Below are 14853 nucleotides of genomic sequence, written 5' to 3' on the forward strand. Positions count from 1 at the left end.
ACCGCACACTCGATCCGTGCATGACCGCTCGCGAATGCCTCAGCAAATCGGCTGGCGACAAGGTCAACGCGATTCGTTTGTACCGAATGGAAACCGGTTGTGACCTCGAACAAGCACGCATCGCGATCGAATCCAATATGGTAATGGGATGGTAGTGGACCCCGCCGAGTCCTCACCGATTCCATCACTTCCAGATTGAGATTCCATGATGAATGCAGCGTCGCCTCCTAACCCATGGCTGTGGTTTGCGTGGTTGATGCTTGTTCCGTTGCTGGTCGGCTGCGATGGCTGTCGTCAAACCGAAGAAACCGATCTGAAGGAAGAAGTCGCGGAGCAAAAGCTGCCGCCGTTCACCATCAGCTCCGCCAAAGCGTTCCCGGCCACACGTGCGGATGCGGGAACCAAAGGTGCCACGGACGGAACCATCAAACCAGGACACTGGTTCGCCGCGGGAGTTGCACTGAAAAGCAATCGCGAAGACGAACGCGGTGCGATCATCACCGACACGAAAATCGTTCGTCCGGCCAATGTGATGAACGACGAAGTCGAACGTTCCGAATTGGAGGCCAAGATTGCGAACGCATCGGCGAGAACGGTTGGCAAATCCTTCCGAGTTCGACGGCCAGCGGTTCTGCCAAAGGGCCAACGCCGCGAGTTAGAAACCCGAGCGTTGGCGTCGGAGGCGGGCGGCAGATTGATCGAAGGCCTCGAGTTTGATGGCGATTTTGTCTCTTCGCGAACCGGCGCCGCCGTGCCGCTCCGGCCGAGCAAGTTCGCGGCGCTCCAACCACAATCGTTTTTCTTTGTCGTTCTCACCGAACGATCCGAGCGCTTCACGCGATTGCAAACCGCGGACTGGGTCGAACCACTGAGGGCCAACAACGAGTTTTATCGACCAAGAGAAAACTACCGCATCGTCATCCCGCCGACAAAAGGCGTCCTGCCACTGTCCGAAACCATGCTGGATTGGACCTCCACCGCAGTGCTGTTTTGGGACGACCTGACCTCATCAGCACTGACGCCCGGTCAGCGGAACGCGATCGTTGATTGGTTGCATTTTGGAGGCACGCTGATCGTCAATGGACCATCGGGAACGGACGCGATTGATGACCCAAGATTGAAAGCTTTGCTGCCAATCGAAGCCGACGGGAACAAGGAACTCAACGGCGACAACGCCATCGCGTTTCTGAAATCACACCGGGTCAAAACCGACGAATCCATTCCTGCGATCGAAGCGAGATTGTCGGGCGACAACAGCACGGTCTCCGTGGCCGGCCAACCCGCCGCCGAATCGACTTCATTGGGCGAAGGCGACTTGGTCTACCAGCGACGAATTGGCCGCGGACGGATCGTGCAAAGCCGCGTGGACCTGCTGAGCGAATGGATGACGGCTTGGAAATCCTACGACAGCTTCTTCAACGGCGCCGTTCTGGCTCGACCGCCACGTGTATGCGAGAAACTCGAAGCGTTTCGTGTGTCCGCGCCGCAGTCTTTCCTAAGAGAAGATGAAATCGACACCGTCTCAGAAGAAGAGATGGCGGCGATCATCAATCAACCAACGGTGCAGCAACGCCTGGTGGGAATGACAATCGAAGATGCCCCTCCCACGATCAACTCCGGCTTCCGCCTTTTCGCTCGAGACATGCGACTGGGCAAGCTTCCAAGCCAGAGCGACGCCCAAGACGAACCGGACAGTGATGAAGCGTCGGTCGGATCCGGGCGTCAAAAACCGTCCAGAACGCTCCAGATTGCTTCTGCCAAAGACTACCGAAACCGTCTGGACCAGGAGGTGCTGCAACATCCAGTCAGCGGTGTTGGCGGCTGGAAAGACGACAGCGCACTGTTGATGTCCTTTCGGAACTCGTTGCAAGATCGCATTGGAGTCACGATTCCCGATTCGTCGCTGGTTGTGAAGAGCTTGCTGATCTACTTGATCGTTCTCATCCCGCTCAACTACGCCGTGTTCCGGTGGATGGGACGTCTGGAATGGGCTTGGCTGGCGATGATTCCGATCGCGTTGGTGGGAGCGTTCATGGTCGCCCGAGCGGCTCAGCTTGACATGGGTTTTGCCCGAAGCCGCAACGAGCTGGCGTTTTTAGAGATCCCACGCGACCATGATCGCGGACACCTGACCCGCACGATCGCGTTGTACAACTCGCTCGCCAGCAACTATTCGATCCAGTTCGAGAATCCCGACGCCGCGATCACGATGCTCGCATCTCGGCGAACCGACTCTCGCAACGAAGCCATGTTCGGCTCCGATGGACTGACACTTCAACTTGGTTTTGACGCAGGTCCGCGTCTCGACGGAATCGCGGTTGGCAGTAACTCCTACGGTTCCGTTCACGTCGAGCAAATGGTCCCGGTCGGCGGCCAACTCTCGTTGTCCCAAGACGGCAGCACGCTCAGCAATAATTCCAATTTGGAACTAACGGACGTATACGTCATCCGACAACCAGCCGGATCAAGCGAAACTTCGATGACCGAAATCGCGGTGCTCGGCAGTGTCGCTCCCGGGGAAAATCCAAAGGTGTCGTATCAGCCCGCGGACCAAGTGCGAGTCCCCGGCGACGTCGATTCGGGCGTGCGGCTTTGCATGCAAAGAATCCTGGCCAGCACTTACATCGAACCCGGCACAACACGGTTGCTGGGGCGACTTGCCAAGGTCCCACTCGATCAAGCGGACGCGGACGAGAGTCCAGCATGGGGCGGCTTGGAAATCCAACCGGTCTGCAGCCAAGTGGAGGCGGACACGATCGTGTTGGCACACTTGGAATACCCGGCCGTGCCCGCGGCTCAACCCGACGAAAACTTGATGGACGACTTCCGCAGTCGAACCAACACGCTGGAAGAAGAGAGGGCGAAGAAAGCAAAAGAGAAGAAAGCAGAAGAATCGAGGAAGAAACGCGAAGAAGAATCCGCGGGCACTGCCGTCACCGAAGAATCCGACACCACGAAGGAAACGCCATGATCACCTTGGAAGGCTTTGGCAAAGACTATGGTGAGTTCACCGCGGTCGAATCGATCGATTTGCAAATCGACGCAGGAGAAACGTTTGGTTTCATCGGCCCAAACGGTGCTGGCAAAAGCACCACGATTCGCTTCCTCGCCACGTTGTTGCGAGCCACCCGCGGACGCGGTGAGGTTGCCGGATGCGACGTGATGAATGACCCGATGGGTGTTCGCCGCGCGATCGGCTACATGCCCGATAACTTTGGCGTCTACGACGGAATGCGGGTTTGGGAGTTCTTGGACTTCTTCGCCGTTGCGTACGGCATCGCTCGATCGCAGCGTGGCCCCATCATCGACAACGTGCTCGAACTGCTGGACCTGGGTCACAAACGAGACGACTTCGTCAACGGCTTGTCGCGCGGGATGAAGCAACGGTTGTGCCTCGCCAAAACTTTGGTGCACGATCCACCGGTGCTGATTCTGGATGAACCCGCCAGCGGATTGGATCCGCGAGCACGTGTGGAAGTCAAAGCGTTGCTGAAAGAGCTACGCAGGATGGGCAAGACCATCCTGATCAGCAGCCACATTCTGACGGAGCTCGCCGATTGCTGCACATCGATCGGCATCATCGAACGCGGCCAACTGTTGATGAGCGGCCCGATTGATCAGGTGTATCGCAAGATCCGGCGCAACCGCACGGTCGAAATCGCATTCACCGAGAACGCCGAAGCCGGCATCTCGATCCTTCGCAGCAGCCCCGCTCTTCGCGACCTGGAAATGCGTCCCGATCGAGTGATCGCGGAACTGGAAACCGATGACGCGGGTTTGTCGACGTTGCTCAATCACTTGATTGCGCAGGGCGTTCAAATGCGATCGTTCTACGACCGCGATCCGACGCTGGAAGACGTCTTCATGAGCGTCACCGAGGGACTGGTCTCGTAGGCCTGGTTTTCACCGGCCGCTTTCAACGTCTAGTGCTGCTCACAACACGAAAACTGCCACCGGCACTCGGCTAGCTCGAGCCGTTGGCACCTGACTCAATTCAGCCGATCACTCTTCCGGAGCTTCTCGACGGAAGACAGCGACGATGTCATCGACCGGCACGACAAACAACTGGTTGTCGTGTTCCAAGTCCACCGGGATCGCATTCTTCGGGTGAAATAGAATTTTGTCGTACTGACGCAGCGGCAACTCTTCATCGTTTTCGACCACGGCACTGATCGTTACGATCCGGCCCGTGATGGTCGGAATCTCGGCTGCGTCAGGCAGAGCGATTCCGCCACGCGTTTCTCGCTTGGGTTCGTCCTTGCGAACCAAAACGCGATCGCCGATCGGTTCGACGTATTCGAATACTTTCGGCGCGGTTTTCTTTTTAGCCATGTCTTGTTTCTTTGGTGCACATTCAGATGAAGCGTCCGGGGGGACTCAAAGAATCCCCAGGACACCCCGCGAAACGTCGCAAAGATGTCCGAGTCGGGTGGGAACAATCGAAAAGGGCCCTAGTGACCGTCCACTTTTGAGAAAATCATTTTGCCAGCGTTGGTTTGCAGCGTGCTGGTCACACGCACGTCGATCTCTTGCCCGATTTTGTGACGACCTCCTTCGACGACGACCATCGTGCCATCGTCGAGATAGCCGATGCCTTGTTCGGGGCCTTCGCCGGGTTTGATGATTCGCAATCGGAACGATTCATCTGGCAAGAAGACTGGCCGCAACGAGTTGCTGATCTCGTTGAGATTGATCACCGGAACACCTTGGACCTTGGCAACCTTGTTCAGGTTGTAATCGCCGGTGACGACTTTGCCTTCCAAGTGCTTGGCCAACAACACCAACTTCAGGTCGACCGTTTGGCCAGCCAATTCAGGCAGCTCACGGTCGAAGATCTGCAAGTCAACGTTCTCGTCCGCACGCAGCCGGTTCAGCACGTCCAAACCACGGCGGCCTCGCGTGCGACGCAATTTGTCACTGCTATCAGCGATCGCTTGCAGTTCGCTCAGGGCAAACCGCGGCATGATCAATTGGTTGTCGAAAACTCCCGTCGCGACCAAGTCCGCGATCCGGCCATCGATGACGACGCTGGTGTCCAGAACCAAGGGCTTGAACCCTTTGACTTCACGAACAAATTCTACGTACGGAATGAGGAAGCGGAAGTCATCTTTGGTTTGCAGCAACACCGACGTGCAGACATAACACAGCACCAAACCGACGACCAATTGGAAGACCCGCAGATTGCTGGTCATCTCGATCAGCGGTGCCGCCGCAATCGTCAGAATGAAAGTCAGCAGGACCCCGATCAGCACCCCGAAATACACCGACGTGATTGTGTCGATCCGTTTCCGCGGCACGTAGATGTCCAGCACCACGATCGCCACAGCCAGCCCCATGATGGCGACAAACGTCAACCACGGAACCGCCTCTGACCCGCCGCTAGGCAGGGAGGTGTTGATGATCGCTGAAACGCCTCCGGCGCACAGCAAAAAGATGAATCGCAGGACAATCAGTGCCATGGTGGGTGCAGCGTTGGTCAAAACGCCGCTTCAGCAAATACGGGGATGAAAAGAGGGAGGCTCCAGTGTAGATGGTACCGCTGGAACGCCCAGGGGGTTCGCCTGTGCAGGAGAACCCTAGGTTAACGGTTGCCACAAATCGATTGAGTGGGTCCACGGGAGACAAATTGTCCGACCGGAACCAGGGAACTCGTGCTCTCCCGACGGATCAGAAGCGTGCTCAGCACTGATTTGCTCACCAATCCGACAACGGCCCATTCTTGGACTGCCGCAGGACGGAAAACTGCTGGTCGCAGAACCGGTCCGTCATTCCCGCCAAGTACTCGCCCACCACCCGGGCTTTCGGCCGGTGCTCAAGTCGACGCCGGAACCGCATGGGCAACCGATCGGGGTTCTCATGCAGAGCCTCAAACAGCGTCCGAACACGATTCGCGGCTGCTTCCCGGACGGGCATCAACCGATCGTGCCGGTAGACGGCCTCGAACAAAAAGCTCTCTAACTCGGCTCGTTCCGACGCCATCGTCTGCGAATGCCCGACTCGAATCCCAGCCTGACAGGCAGCATCGGCCGACAAACCGTCCGCGTCCTGCAGCCGCTCGATCGATATATGAAGCAAGTCGCCGACCTGCAAATCGATCAGCTCGTGAACCAACAATTGACGCAGCGGCCCGATTGGCAACTCGCCCGCTTTTTCACGAACGCGTTCCAACGTCCGGCGGATGATCGCCAGCTCTGACAAAGCGTCGATCGACAGCAATCCCATCTGCAATGCGTCATCGATATCGTGAGCGTCGTAGGCGATCGAATCTGCCGCGTCGACAATTTGGACTTCCAGCAACGGAGCATGACCAACAGCGGCTTCGGCCTTGTGTGCCCGGGTGTCTTGGCCGGCCAAAGTCTCCTGCGACAGGTTCAAACCGGGAAACGCGTGGTATCGCTGTTCGAGTTCTTGAACGATCGTCAGAGCAAATTGGTTGTGCGAGAAACCTCCGACCGATTGCATGCACTCCGAGAGAACGTCCTCTCCGCAGTGACCAAAGGGCGGATGCCCGATGTCGTGCATCAACGCGAGAGCCTCGGTGAGGTCTTCGTTGAGCCGGAGGACTCGGGCCAGCGTCCGGGCGACGGAGGCGACTTCAAACGTGTGAGTCAATCGAGTCCGGTGATACGTGCCCATCTCGCCGGTGAACACTTGCATCTTCCCTGAAAGCCGCCGAAACGCACTGCTGTGCAAGATCCGGTCTCGGTCGCGACCGTAGGGGCCGCGGTAAGCATGAGGCTGCTCGGGGTGCACTCGTCCCGCCGTGTCAGAGCTGTGCATGGCGTAGGACGCCAGCAGCAAGTGTTCGCGATCGGCATAACGGCGAAGATCGATCATCGGACCGGCTAGAGACATGAGTCGTCGTTCCATCAATGCCGACCGACGTCGGCGTTTTTATTTTGTCAGCGAATGATATCAGTGGTCAGTAGAAAGCGGATTCTCCGGCGACACCTCCACCATCAGATGGCAAGCCATGGCAGATTCCGTCTCTACCCTCCTAACATGCAGCACGATTCGCGCCGCGACGATACTTTGCGCCGCATTAACGCGGCGAATCTCAAATCCGTCCCCATCCAAACGGTGAAGAAGCGGACTCGAACTGGCCATCCTCAGCCGCCCGGCAGCCATTTTGCGACACAATGGCTTAAGACGGGTGGGCTGACGCCAGTTCAGCGTAGCTTTCAAGGCGTCATTCTCCCATAGCATCTGAAGCTGCCGACCTACTCACAACGAGCGACCTGGGCACGGCTGTTTTAAACCGCGTCATTTTGCACCGTTTCTTGCCTTCAAACGGCTTTCCACCCGAATTCAGAGGCGAATTGTCCACAAAAATAACATTAGTCCTTCCTCCCCGGTGGACGGGGTAAGATGCGCCCAACGAATCGGTTGCTGATTCGAAAGATCGGAATAGACTGAGCCCGCCGAATCGGTGCGGTCCCTACAAACGGTTCTCGCGTCTTTTTCCGACCAATCACTATGATCGGCCTTCCATCCACCTTGATTGACAGCATGACTGACCCAGTAATCGGCTCCGATTCGCCCGTCCCCGCCGCTTCGGCGACCACCACCGCCCCGATCACCAACCGATTCCGCCCGGCCAAAGTCATCATGGCCCTCCCGGCGTACAACGAAGAGCAATCGTTGCCGGAATTGCTGGAACGAATTGGCGAAGCATTCGCGGACAGCGGACTGCCCTACGAAGTCGTCATCGTCGACGATGGCAGCAAAGACGACACGGCGAAAATCGCTTCGCAAATGTCGTTTCAAATGCCCATCCACTTGGTGCGGCACGAAGTCAACCAAGGACTCGGCGTCACCATCCGGGACGGCTTGAAAGAGGCGGTCGACCGCGCCGGCGAACGCGACATCATTGTTACGATGGATGCCGACAACACGCATCCACCAGGATTGATCAACCGAATGGTGCAGTCGGTCCACGAAGGATGCGACTGCGTGATCGCGTCTCGTTTCCAAAACGGTGCCCGAGTCGTTGGTGTGCCGATCGAGCGTCACTTCCTCAGCATCGGGGCTCGCATGTTGTTCACGGTATTGTTCCCAACACGTGGCGTTCGCGATTACACGTCGGGCTATCGAGCCTATCGTGCATCAGCGCTGCGAGACGCCTTTGATCATTACGGTGACGACTTCGTTGGTGAGACCGGCTTCTCGTGCATGGCCGACATCTTGCTGAAGCTTCGCAAACAAGGTTGCGTGTTCGGCGAATCGCCACTGCGTCTGCGTTACGACCAAAAGGGCGGCGACAGCAAAATGCAAGTCTTCAAAACCATCTGGTTGACACTGAAGATGCTCGGTCGCCACCGAGTCAAAGGAGCTTGATTGATGTCGGTTGCCACCTCGCCTGATTCGACATCCAACGCCAAGTCCTTCGACACCAACTCTGACACCGCAGCTGATGGAACTCCCAGTAGCAACTGGTTGGTCATCGGTGGTGGTGTCATGGGATTGCAGGTTGCTCGCGACCTGATCGATCGCGGTCAAAAAGTCACGATCGCCGAAGCCGCACCCACCTTTGGTGGATTGACCAGTGCATGGAACTTGGGCGATGTGGTTTGGGACCGCTTCTATCACGTCACGCTGCTAAGCGACACCAAACTGCGAGACCTACTGACCGATCTCGGTTTGGAATCGCAAATGGATTGGGTCGAAACCAAAACGGGTTTCTACTCCGGTGGACAACTGATCTCGATGAGCAACACGGCGGAATTCCTGAAGTTTCCGCCGCTGAACCTGATCCAGAAACTTCGTCTCGGCGGAACGATTTTCTACGCCTCAAAGATCAAAAACTGGCGACGCCTCGAAAAGCTATCCGTCGAAAAATGGTTGCGACGTTGGTCCGGCAAAGGCGTCTTTGAAAAGATCTGGCAACCACTCCTGCAAGCCAAACTCGGCGAAGCCTACAAGCAAACATCCGCCGCGTTCATCTGGGCCCACACCGCTCGGATGTACAAAGCCCGACGCAGCGGGATGAAGACCGAAATGTTTGGCTATGTGCCCGGCGGCTACGCGACCATTCTGGATAAGTGGGTTGGATGGCTGAAAGATCGCGGGGCTCGAACGCTCACGTCGTCTCCGGCACGCCAAGTCCGCAAGCTCGAAAGCGGTGAGTTCGAAGTCGATTTCGGCGATGGACGAATCGAGAAGTTCGACAACGTTGTTTCCACCATCGCGTCGCCCGTGATCGCCGACACGGTTCCGCAACTTTCCGAGGAAGAAAAGAAACGACATCGCGGCATCCGCTACCTCGGCGTGGTTTGTGCTTCGATGCTGATGAAAAAACCAATCAGCGAATACTACGTGACGAACATCACCGACACATGGGTTCCGCTGACCGCTGTGATCGAGATGTCAACGATCGTGAACCCAGACAAACAGCTCGGCGGCAACCACTTGGTCTATTTGCCAAAGTACCTGCCGGATGATCACGAGGGCCTGAACGAATCCGACGAAGACTACAAAGAGAAATGCTTGTCGACGCTTGAGAAGATGTACGACCATTTCTCCCGCGATCAAGTTCTCGATTTTAAAATCGCTCGCGCGAAATACGTCGCCGCACTTGCGACGATCGATTACTCGACACGATTGCCTGACATTGTGACCAGCGTCCCTGGCTTCTACGCTTTGAACTCCGCTCACATCGTCAAAGGCAATCTGAACGTCAACGAGACGATCACGCTGGGCGAAGAAAAGTTCACCGAAGAAGTCTGGCCCGACTACCAACGACGTGTTGTGAAGTAGTGGCTCAAACGCTTCGGCTATCAACCGACGCCATGCCACCACTCAACGCTTTGTGCCCATGATCGATGCCGCCGCCGAACCGCGATTGCTCGGCGTGTTGCTCGCCGGTGGTCTCTCATCGCGAATGGGAACCCCCAAAGGCTTGTTGCCCCATCCAAACGGTGGCACCTACCTCGACCACAGTCTGCAACGCCTGCAATCCGTCTGCGGCAAACACATCGCGGTCAGCCTCGCGGCCGATGAAATGGACGCCGCGTCTGCATTGCCATCGGATATCTTGCCCGCGGAGATCACCCGACTGCGTGATGCGCGTCCGAATCTTGGACCGGCGATGGGCGTGCACGTGTCGCTGCAACACGCCGCCTCGAATGGATACCTGGGCTGCCTGTTCACCCCGGTGGATTTGCCCGACTTGTTGGCCGATGATTTGGCGAGCCTGATCCAAACCTGGCGTGAACAGCCCACGAAGATTTTACTCGCCCGGCAAAGCGATCCCGAGCGTTTGCAACCTTTGGTCGGAATCTATCCCGTCAGCGATCTGGATCGAATCCAAAGCGTGGTCGAATCAACACATCGCAGCCTGTATCGGTTCCTACAATCAACCGACCATCGAACCTTCGATCTACCGGCATCACGCCTTCGCAACGTCAACACACCCGCGGATCGAGACCCATCCTTCGACCGCAATCAACCCTCTGAATGAACGCCCATGAACGCCGCCCCCAATTTCGCGTTCGACTCACCCGAAGAAGCCATTGATGCACTCGCCCGGCGACTCGGGACAACCGGCATCCAGCAAGTCGAACTCAGCGAGTCACACGATCCAACGCGATCGCTTCACCGTCGAGTTCTCGCCTCACCGATTGTTGCCGACCGCGACAGCCCCGCGGCGGACGTGTCGGCAATGGATGGATACGCGATTCGTGAATCGGACTTGCTGAAAGAAGGGCCGATCGAAGTGACCGGCGAAAGCGTCCCGGGTTCACCTCCACCGCCCGAGTCCGACACCGGCGTCATTCGAATTTTCACCGGCGCAATCATTCCGGATGGCTGCGATCGGGTGATCCAGCGAGAACACACCGATGAAACCACAGCGGGCTCGCCGCCCGATTCCAGTTCGCTCGGCCAAATCCAGTGGACAGACAAAGCCAAGTCGATCCCATCGGGAGCCAACATTCGACGCCAGGGAGAAAACCTTTCGGCGGGCTCGATCGCGATCAAGGCAGGCTTGGAATTGACCTCCCCTCGGCTCGCTGCGTTGACCAACTTTGGCATTCAACAAGTCGACCTCCACGCTCCCGTTCGCGTCGCGGTGTTGACGACCGGAGACGAATTGGCATCCGCCACAAACTCGGATCAATCGCCATTGCCGCCTTGGAAGATTCGAAACAGCAACGCGTCGGCGTTGCTCGGTTTGTTGGCCAATCAACCCTGGGTTGATTGTGCACCTCCGATGCACGCGATCGACGAACCCGCCGCACTCCTGCCCGCAGTCCAACATGCGATCGAGCATCACGACGTGGTGCTAATGACCGGCGGAGTTTCGATGGGCGACTACGACTACGTGCCTCGAATCTTGCAAGAAGCCGGTGCAGAGATCGTCTTTCACAAACTTCCGCTGCGACCTGGCAAACCGATCTTGGGCGCCGTTCACCAAAGTGAATCCAAATCGACGCTGATCCTCGGATTGCCCGGTAACCCAGTCAGCGCGACGATGGGAGCCCGACGATTCGCGATGCCACTGATTCGCAAATTGGCCGGCATGACAAACTGGGAGGAGCTACCTCCGCTGGTGATGCTCGAAGAGGTCAGCGAGAAGACACTGCCGCTGCATTGGCTGCGCGGCGTCCGCATGACACAGCCTGGTCTGGCGGCATTGGTGATCGGCAAGGGTTCGGGCGATGTCGCCACACTCGCCGCAACAGACGGCTTCATCGAGATGCCGCCTCATGCAAATCATGCTGGGCCGTGGCCTTATTTCGCGTGGTGATTGATCCCGCCATTGTTGATGTTGCAAAAGAAAAACGCCCGAGCATCGGAATGCTCGAGCGTTTTCGAATGCAATCTTGGAAACAAAAATCAGGCGAACTGATAACCTTCTTCGCCGTGGTCTGAAATGTCCAAACCACGCTGTTCGCTTTCGGCTGGGACTCGCAATCCGATGAAGACGTCGATCAGCTTCAGCAGGATCAGACTTCCCACTCCGGCGAACACGTATGTGACCAACACGGCCACGATCTGACCGATGACCAAGGTGAAGTCACCGCCTGATTCGATCAAACCGATTGGCACGCCGTCGCTGACGTCCCATGCCGCGCGAGTCGCGAAAACACCGGTCAAGATTGCACCGAGCGTTCCGCCGACTCCGTGGACACCAAACGCGTCCAACGCATCGTCGTAACGAAGTTTGTGCTTCAAAGTCGAGCAGGCCCAATAACAAACACCGCCCGCCATCGCTCCCATGATCAAAGCTGGCATGGGCTGAACAAATCCGGCGGCGGGAGTGATGCAAACCAATCCGGCAACCGCACCACTGCTGGCGCCCAGAACGGTTGGCTTGCCGAGGACCAGCCACTCGAGCGTCACCCAGGCGACCGCTCCGGCGGCAGCCGAAAAGTGAGTCACGGCGAAAGCACTGGCAGTCAAATCATCCGACGCAAGTTCACTGCCGGCGTTGAAGCCAAACCAACCCACCCACAACATCGCGGCACCAAGTGCCGTGTAGGTCAGGTTGTGCGGTTGCAAAGGTTCGCGTGGGTAACCCATCCGAGGACCGATCAACAACGCCGCGACCAAAGCCGAGATCCCGCTGCTGATGTGAACAACCGTTCCGCCCGCGAAGTCGAGTGCTCCTCCGGCCAAGGCTTTGTCACCAGCGAAGTACGAAAGTGGTCCTTCGTCCCAAACCCAGTGTGTCAGCGGGCAGTAGATGAATGTTCCCCACAAAATCGAGAAAACCACCATCGCGCTGAACTTCATCCGTTCCGCGAAAGCACCGCAGATCAGAGCGGGCGTGATGATGAAGAACATGCCTTGGAACAACATGTGAGTCATTCGCGTCATCGCACCTTCCATTGGCGTGATGGCTTTGCCCAAGTCATCGTCCCAATATCGTTGCACGCCTTCCATGAACACGTAGTCAAAGTTGCCGAACCAGCCACCGGATCCGCCGAACGCGAACGAGTAACCGTAAAGTGCCCAAAGCACAGTCATCATTCCCATCAGGAAGATGCACTGCATCATCACGCTGAGAACGTTTTTGCGACGGACCAAACCGCCGTAGAACATCGCCAAACCTGGTGCGGTCATGAACAACACCAAAGCACAACAAACCAGCATCCAACCGTTGTGTCCGGCCAGCAGAGCCTCATCAACTCCAGCTTGCAGGCTTTCCAAAGTCGGAGCCGCCGGCTCCTCGGCTGCTTCGGTTTCCTCCGCCGGGGCAGCTTCCTCCGCCGAAGCCGACGGTTCGGCCGGTGATGTCTCAGTGGCCGAGGTTTCTGCGACCTCGTCCTGAGCCATCACGCTGGCAACCGGCAGGCCAGCCAGGGGCACACCGAGAATGCACGTGAGCAAACAAACGACAACCAACACGCGTGACAACATTCCGGGCAGGCTCCAGTGAAAAGTCGATGGGGATGATGGTGGATGAGACGCCATTTGCGAATCATCCCAACCAGAGAGGACAACCGCGACTTCTCGCTACGATGGGTTCGCTCCCCCGGGGAAACGGACGGTAATCGAAGCGACTGACGCGTGTGTTCTTCACGATTTCCGGTAGAATACGATGACGGCCGAACCCGGGACACCCTGCCCATCGCTTCAAAGGTGTCATCCTGCTCGTAACCACGCCCTTTCGCGGCCTTCCCACCCATCATGTGGCCTCATGCGTTCCGTTTCTTTGATTCACCAAAGCACGAAAATTGCTGGCTTTGTGCTGTTTTTCGCCCTCGCTCCGGTCTCCCACGCCGACACGCCCGAGGAAATTGCCGCTCAAATTGAAAGCTTGTCCAGCGATTCATATTTGCGACGAGAGAACGCCACCGAAGCACTTTTGAAGGCCGGCCCCGCCGCAATCGAGCCCCTGGTCAAAGTGCTTGAACGCGGCGACCTGGAAACGACCCAACGCGCGATCGGCATCCTGCAATCGATCGCCATGGATCGGCCGATCATCGAAGGAGAATCCGGGAAGCCAAAACTAGCCCGTGTGGCCCCCAACGAACCGAACGCTTGGGAGACGCTGCTGTCGCTGTCGACAATGGGTGGCAGTCGTGGTGAAAGAGCCTCCATGGCGGTCGAAGAAATCACCCAAGTCCGACGTGCTCAGACAATTCAAACGTTGTCTCTGCAAAGTGCCGTGATCGGCGTCAAAGAATTTGTCTACGGCGCGACGACCACTCTGCAACGCGTTGTCGAAATCAACGACGCGTACCAAGGCGATGATTCGCTTTTGGAGCTACTGCGTTGGATCGATCGGGTCGAGTTTGCTCGTATCGAAGGTCCCGCCATTCGCAAGGGAGTCGTGAAAGGCGTGACCCAGATGCCCGATCTCAAAACGCTGTCGCTGCTCTATGGCGACATCGACATGGAAACGATGAAGGTCATTGGCGACCTTGATTCCATCGATCACCTGGAATTCCGCTACGTCCCACTGAACGACGAACTGCTCGATGCCATCGCGAAACTTCCGATTCGCATTTCACTGACGCTCAACGGCACCGATCTCTCATCCAAACAAGTTGACGCGCTGCGGCAAACGTTGCCAGGCTTGAACATCGAATTCAAACGCGGCGGCTTTCTGGGTGTACGTTGCAACGACTCGTTGAACGAATGCATCATTCAAAGTGTCGTCGAAGATAGCGGAGCCGAACTCGCGGGACTACAGCGCGACGATGTGATCGTTCGAGCCAACGGCGAACCGGTTCGCAGATTCGCGGACCTGCAAGCTGTGATCAACACGCGAGACCCAGGGCAAAACATTCACATTGTTTACCGGCGACTCAACCGCGAGTATGAAACCGATGCAAAACTTGGCAAACTGACCGAACCCAACTAGCTCTCAGCCTGCATCGGTTCACGCTCGCAACTCCTCTCGCA

12 protein-coding genes are annotated in these 14853 nt (G+C 57.2%); 8 read left to right on the forward strand and 4 right to left on the reverse strand.

The genetic code is table 11. The features are described from left to right. The 3 genes from RE6C_RS33365 to RE6C_RS27840 all read left to right on the forward strand — a co-directional run. Nucleotides 1-155 (forward strand): DUF6793 family protein (locus RE6C_RS33365; RefSeq protein WP_039963672.1); only part of this gene is annotated, 155 nt, incomplete at its 5' end. 50 nt (nucleotides 156-205) lie between these two features. Further along, entirely contained in the window at nucleotides 206-2971 is a 2766-nt protein-coding gene (locus RE6C_RS27835; protein ID WP_008662132.1) for a hypothetical protein, read from the forward strand. Beyond that, nucleotides 2968-3894 (forward strand): ABC transporter ATP-binding protein, encoded by a 927-nt coding sequence (locus tag RE6C_RS27840; RefSeq protein ID WP_007330018.1) that lies wholly within the window; start codon nucleotides 2968-2970, stop codon nucleotides 3892-3894. Before RE6C_RS27835 ends, RE6C_RS27840 begins: the two co-directional genes overlap by 4 nt. A 108-nt stretch (nucleotides 3895-4002) precedes the next feature. On the opposite strand, the gene RE6C_RS27845 is transcribed toward RE6C_RS27840, so the two are convergent. From RE6C_RS27845 to dgt, 3 genes are all read right to left on the reverse strand, one after another. Beyond that, nucleotides 4003-4332 carry a co-chaperone GroES gene (locus RE6C_RS27845; protein ID WP_007330019.1) on the reverse strand — a complete coding sequence of 110 codons (330 nt, stop codon included), beginning with the start codon at nucleotides 4330-4332 and terminating at the stop codon, nucleotides 4003-4005. 119 nt (nucleotides 4333-4451) lie between these two features. Continuing rightward, complete coding sequence (locus RE6C_RS27850) at nucleotides 4452-5459, reverse strand: PIN/TRAM domain-containing protein (protein WP_008662135.1); 1008 nt, start codon at nucleotides 5457-5459, stop codon at nucleotides 4452-4454. A 235-nt stretch (nucleotides 5460-5694) separates the two neighbouring features. Then, on the reverse strand, nucleotides 5695-6837 hold the full coding sequence (dgt, locus tag RE6C_RS27855) for a dGTP triphosphohydrolase (RefSeq protein WP_008662137.1): 1143 nt from the start codon (nucleotides 6835-6837) through the stop codon (nucleotides 5695-5697). 672 nt (nucleotides 6838-7509) lie between these two features. On the opposite strand from dgt, the gene RE6C_RS27865 reads away from it, so the two are divergent. Genes RE6C_RS27865 through RE6C_RS27880 form a run of 4 tightly spaced genes read left to right on the forward strand, consistent with a single transcriptional unit; the run spans nucleotide 7510 to nucleotide 11746 of the window. Beyond that, nucleotides 7510-8337 carry a glycosyltransferase gene (locus RE6C_RS27865; protein ID WP_236618579.1) on the forward strand — a complete coding sequence of 276 codons (828 nt, stop codon included), beginning with the start codon at nucleotides 7510-7512 and terminating at the stop codon, nucleotides 8335-8337. 3 nt (nucleotides 8338-8340) lie between these two features. After that, complete coding sequence (locus tag RE6C_RS27870) at nucleotides 8341-9756, forward strand: NAD(P)/FAD-dependent oxidoreductase (RefSeq protein WP_008662140.1); 1416 nt, start codon at nucleotides 8341-8343, stop codon at nucleotides 9754-9756. Nucleotides 9757-9814: 58 nt separating this feature from the next. Continuing rightward, a complete protein-coding gene (locus RE6C_RS27875; protein WP_008662141.1) occupies nucleotides 9815-10459 on the forward strand; it encodes an NTP transferase domain-containing protein in 645 nt (214 codons plus the stop codon). 6 nt (nucleotides 10460-10465) lie between these two features. After that, nucleotides 10466-11746, forward strand: a complete 1281-nt coding sequence (locus RE6C_RS27880; protein WP_008662143.1) for a molybdopterin molybdotransferase MoeA — start codon at nucleotides 10466-10468, stop codon at nucleotides 11744-11746. Between the two features lie 89 nt (nucleotides 11747-11835). Here the strand turns inward: RE6C_RS27880 and RE6C_RS27885 are convergent, their stop codons facing one another. Next, nucleotides 11836-13362, reverse strand: coding sequence for an ammonium transporter (locus tag RE6C_RS27885; protein ID WP_008662145.1), 1527 nt, complete (start codon nucleotides 13360-13362; stop codon nucleotides 11836-11838). A gap of 280 nt (nucleotides 13363-13642) precedes the next feature. Between RE6C_RS27885 and RE6C_RS27890 the strand changes: the two genes are divergently transcribed. Next, nucleotides 13643-14812, forward strand: a complete 1170-nt coding sequence (locus RE6C_RS27890; RefSeq protein ID WP_008662147.1) for a PDZ domain-containing protein — start codon at nucleotides 13643-13645, stop codon at nucleotides 14810-14812. The last annotated feature ends 41 nt before the right edge of the window (nucleotides 14813-14853 follow it).

The sequence above is a fragment of the Rhodopirellula europaea 6C genome, from assembly GCF_000338295.1.
GTDB lineage: Bacteria > Planctomycetota > Planctomycetia > Pirellulales > Pirellulaceae > Rhodopirellula > Rhodopirellula europaea.

Coding starts and splice junctions, on each gene's coding strand:
- RE6C_RS27835 (WP_008662132.1), top strand. CDS start 206: ATGATGAATGCAGCGTCGCCTCCTAACCCATGGCTGTGGTTTGCGTGG.
- RE6C_RS27840 (WP_007330018.1), top strand. CDS start 2,968: ATGATCACCTTGGAAGGCTTTGGCAAAGACTATGGTGAGTTCACCGCG.
- RE6C_RS27845 (WP_007330019.1), bottom strand. CDS start 4,332: ATGGCTAAAAAGAAAACCGCGCCGAAAGTATTCGAATACGTCGAACCG.
- RE6C_RS27850 (WP_008662135.1), bottom strand. CDS start 5,459: ATGGCACTGATTGTCCTGCGATTCATCTTTTTGCTGTGCGCCGGAGGC.
- dgt (WP_008662137.1), bottom strand. CDS start 6,837: ATGATCGATCTTCGCCGTTATGCCGATCGCGAACACTTGCTGCTGGCG.
- RE6C_RS27865 (WP_236618579.1), top strand. CDS start 7,510: ATGACTGACCCAGTAATCGGCTCCGATTCGCCCGTCCCCGCCGCTTCG.
- RE6C_RS27870 (WP_008662140.1), top strand. CDS start 8,341: ATGTCGGTTGCCACCTCGCCTGATTCGACATCCAACGCCAAGTCCTTC.
- RE6C_RS27875 (WP_008662141.1), top strand. CDS start 9,815: ATGATCGATGCCGCCGCCGAACCGCGATTGCTCGGCGTGTTGCTCGCC.
- RE6C_RS27880 (WP_008662143.1), top strand. CDS start 10,466: ATGAACGCCGCCCCCAATTTCGCGTTCGACTCACCCGAAGAAGCCATT.
- RE6C_RS27885 (WP_008662145.1), bottom strand. CDS start 13,362: ATGTTGTCACGCGTGTTGGTTGTCGTTTGTTTGCTCACGTGCATTCTC.
- RE6C_RS27890 (WP_008662147.1), top strand. CDS start 13,643: ATGCGTTCCGTTTCTTTGATTCACCAAAGCACGAAAATTGCTGGCTTT.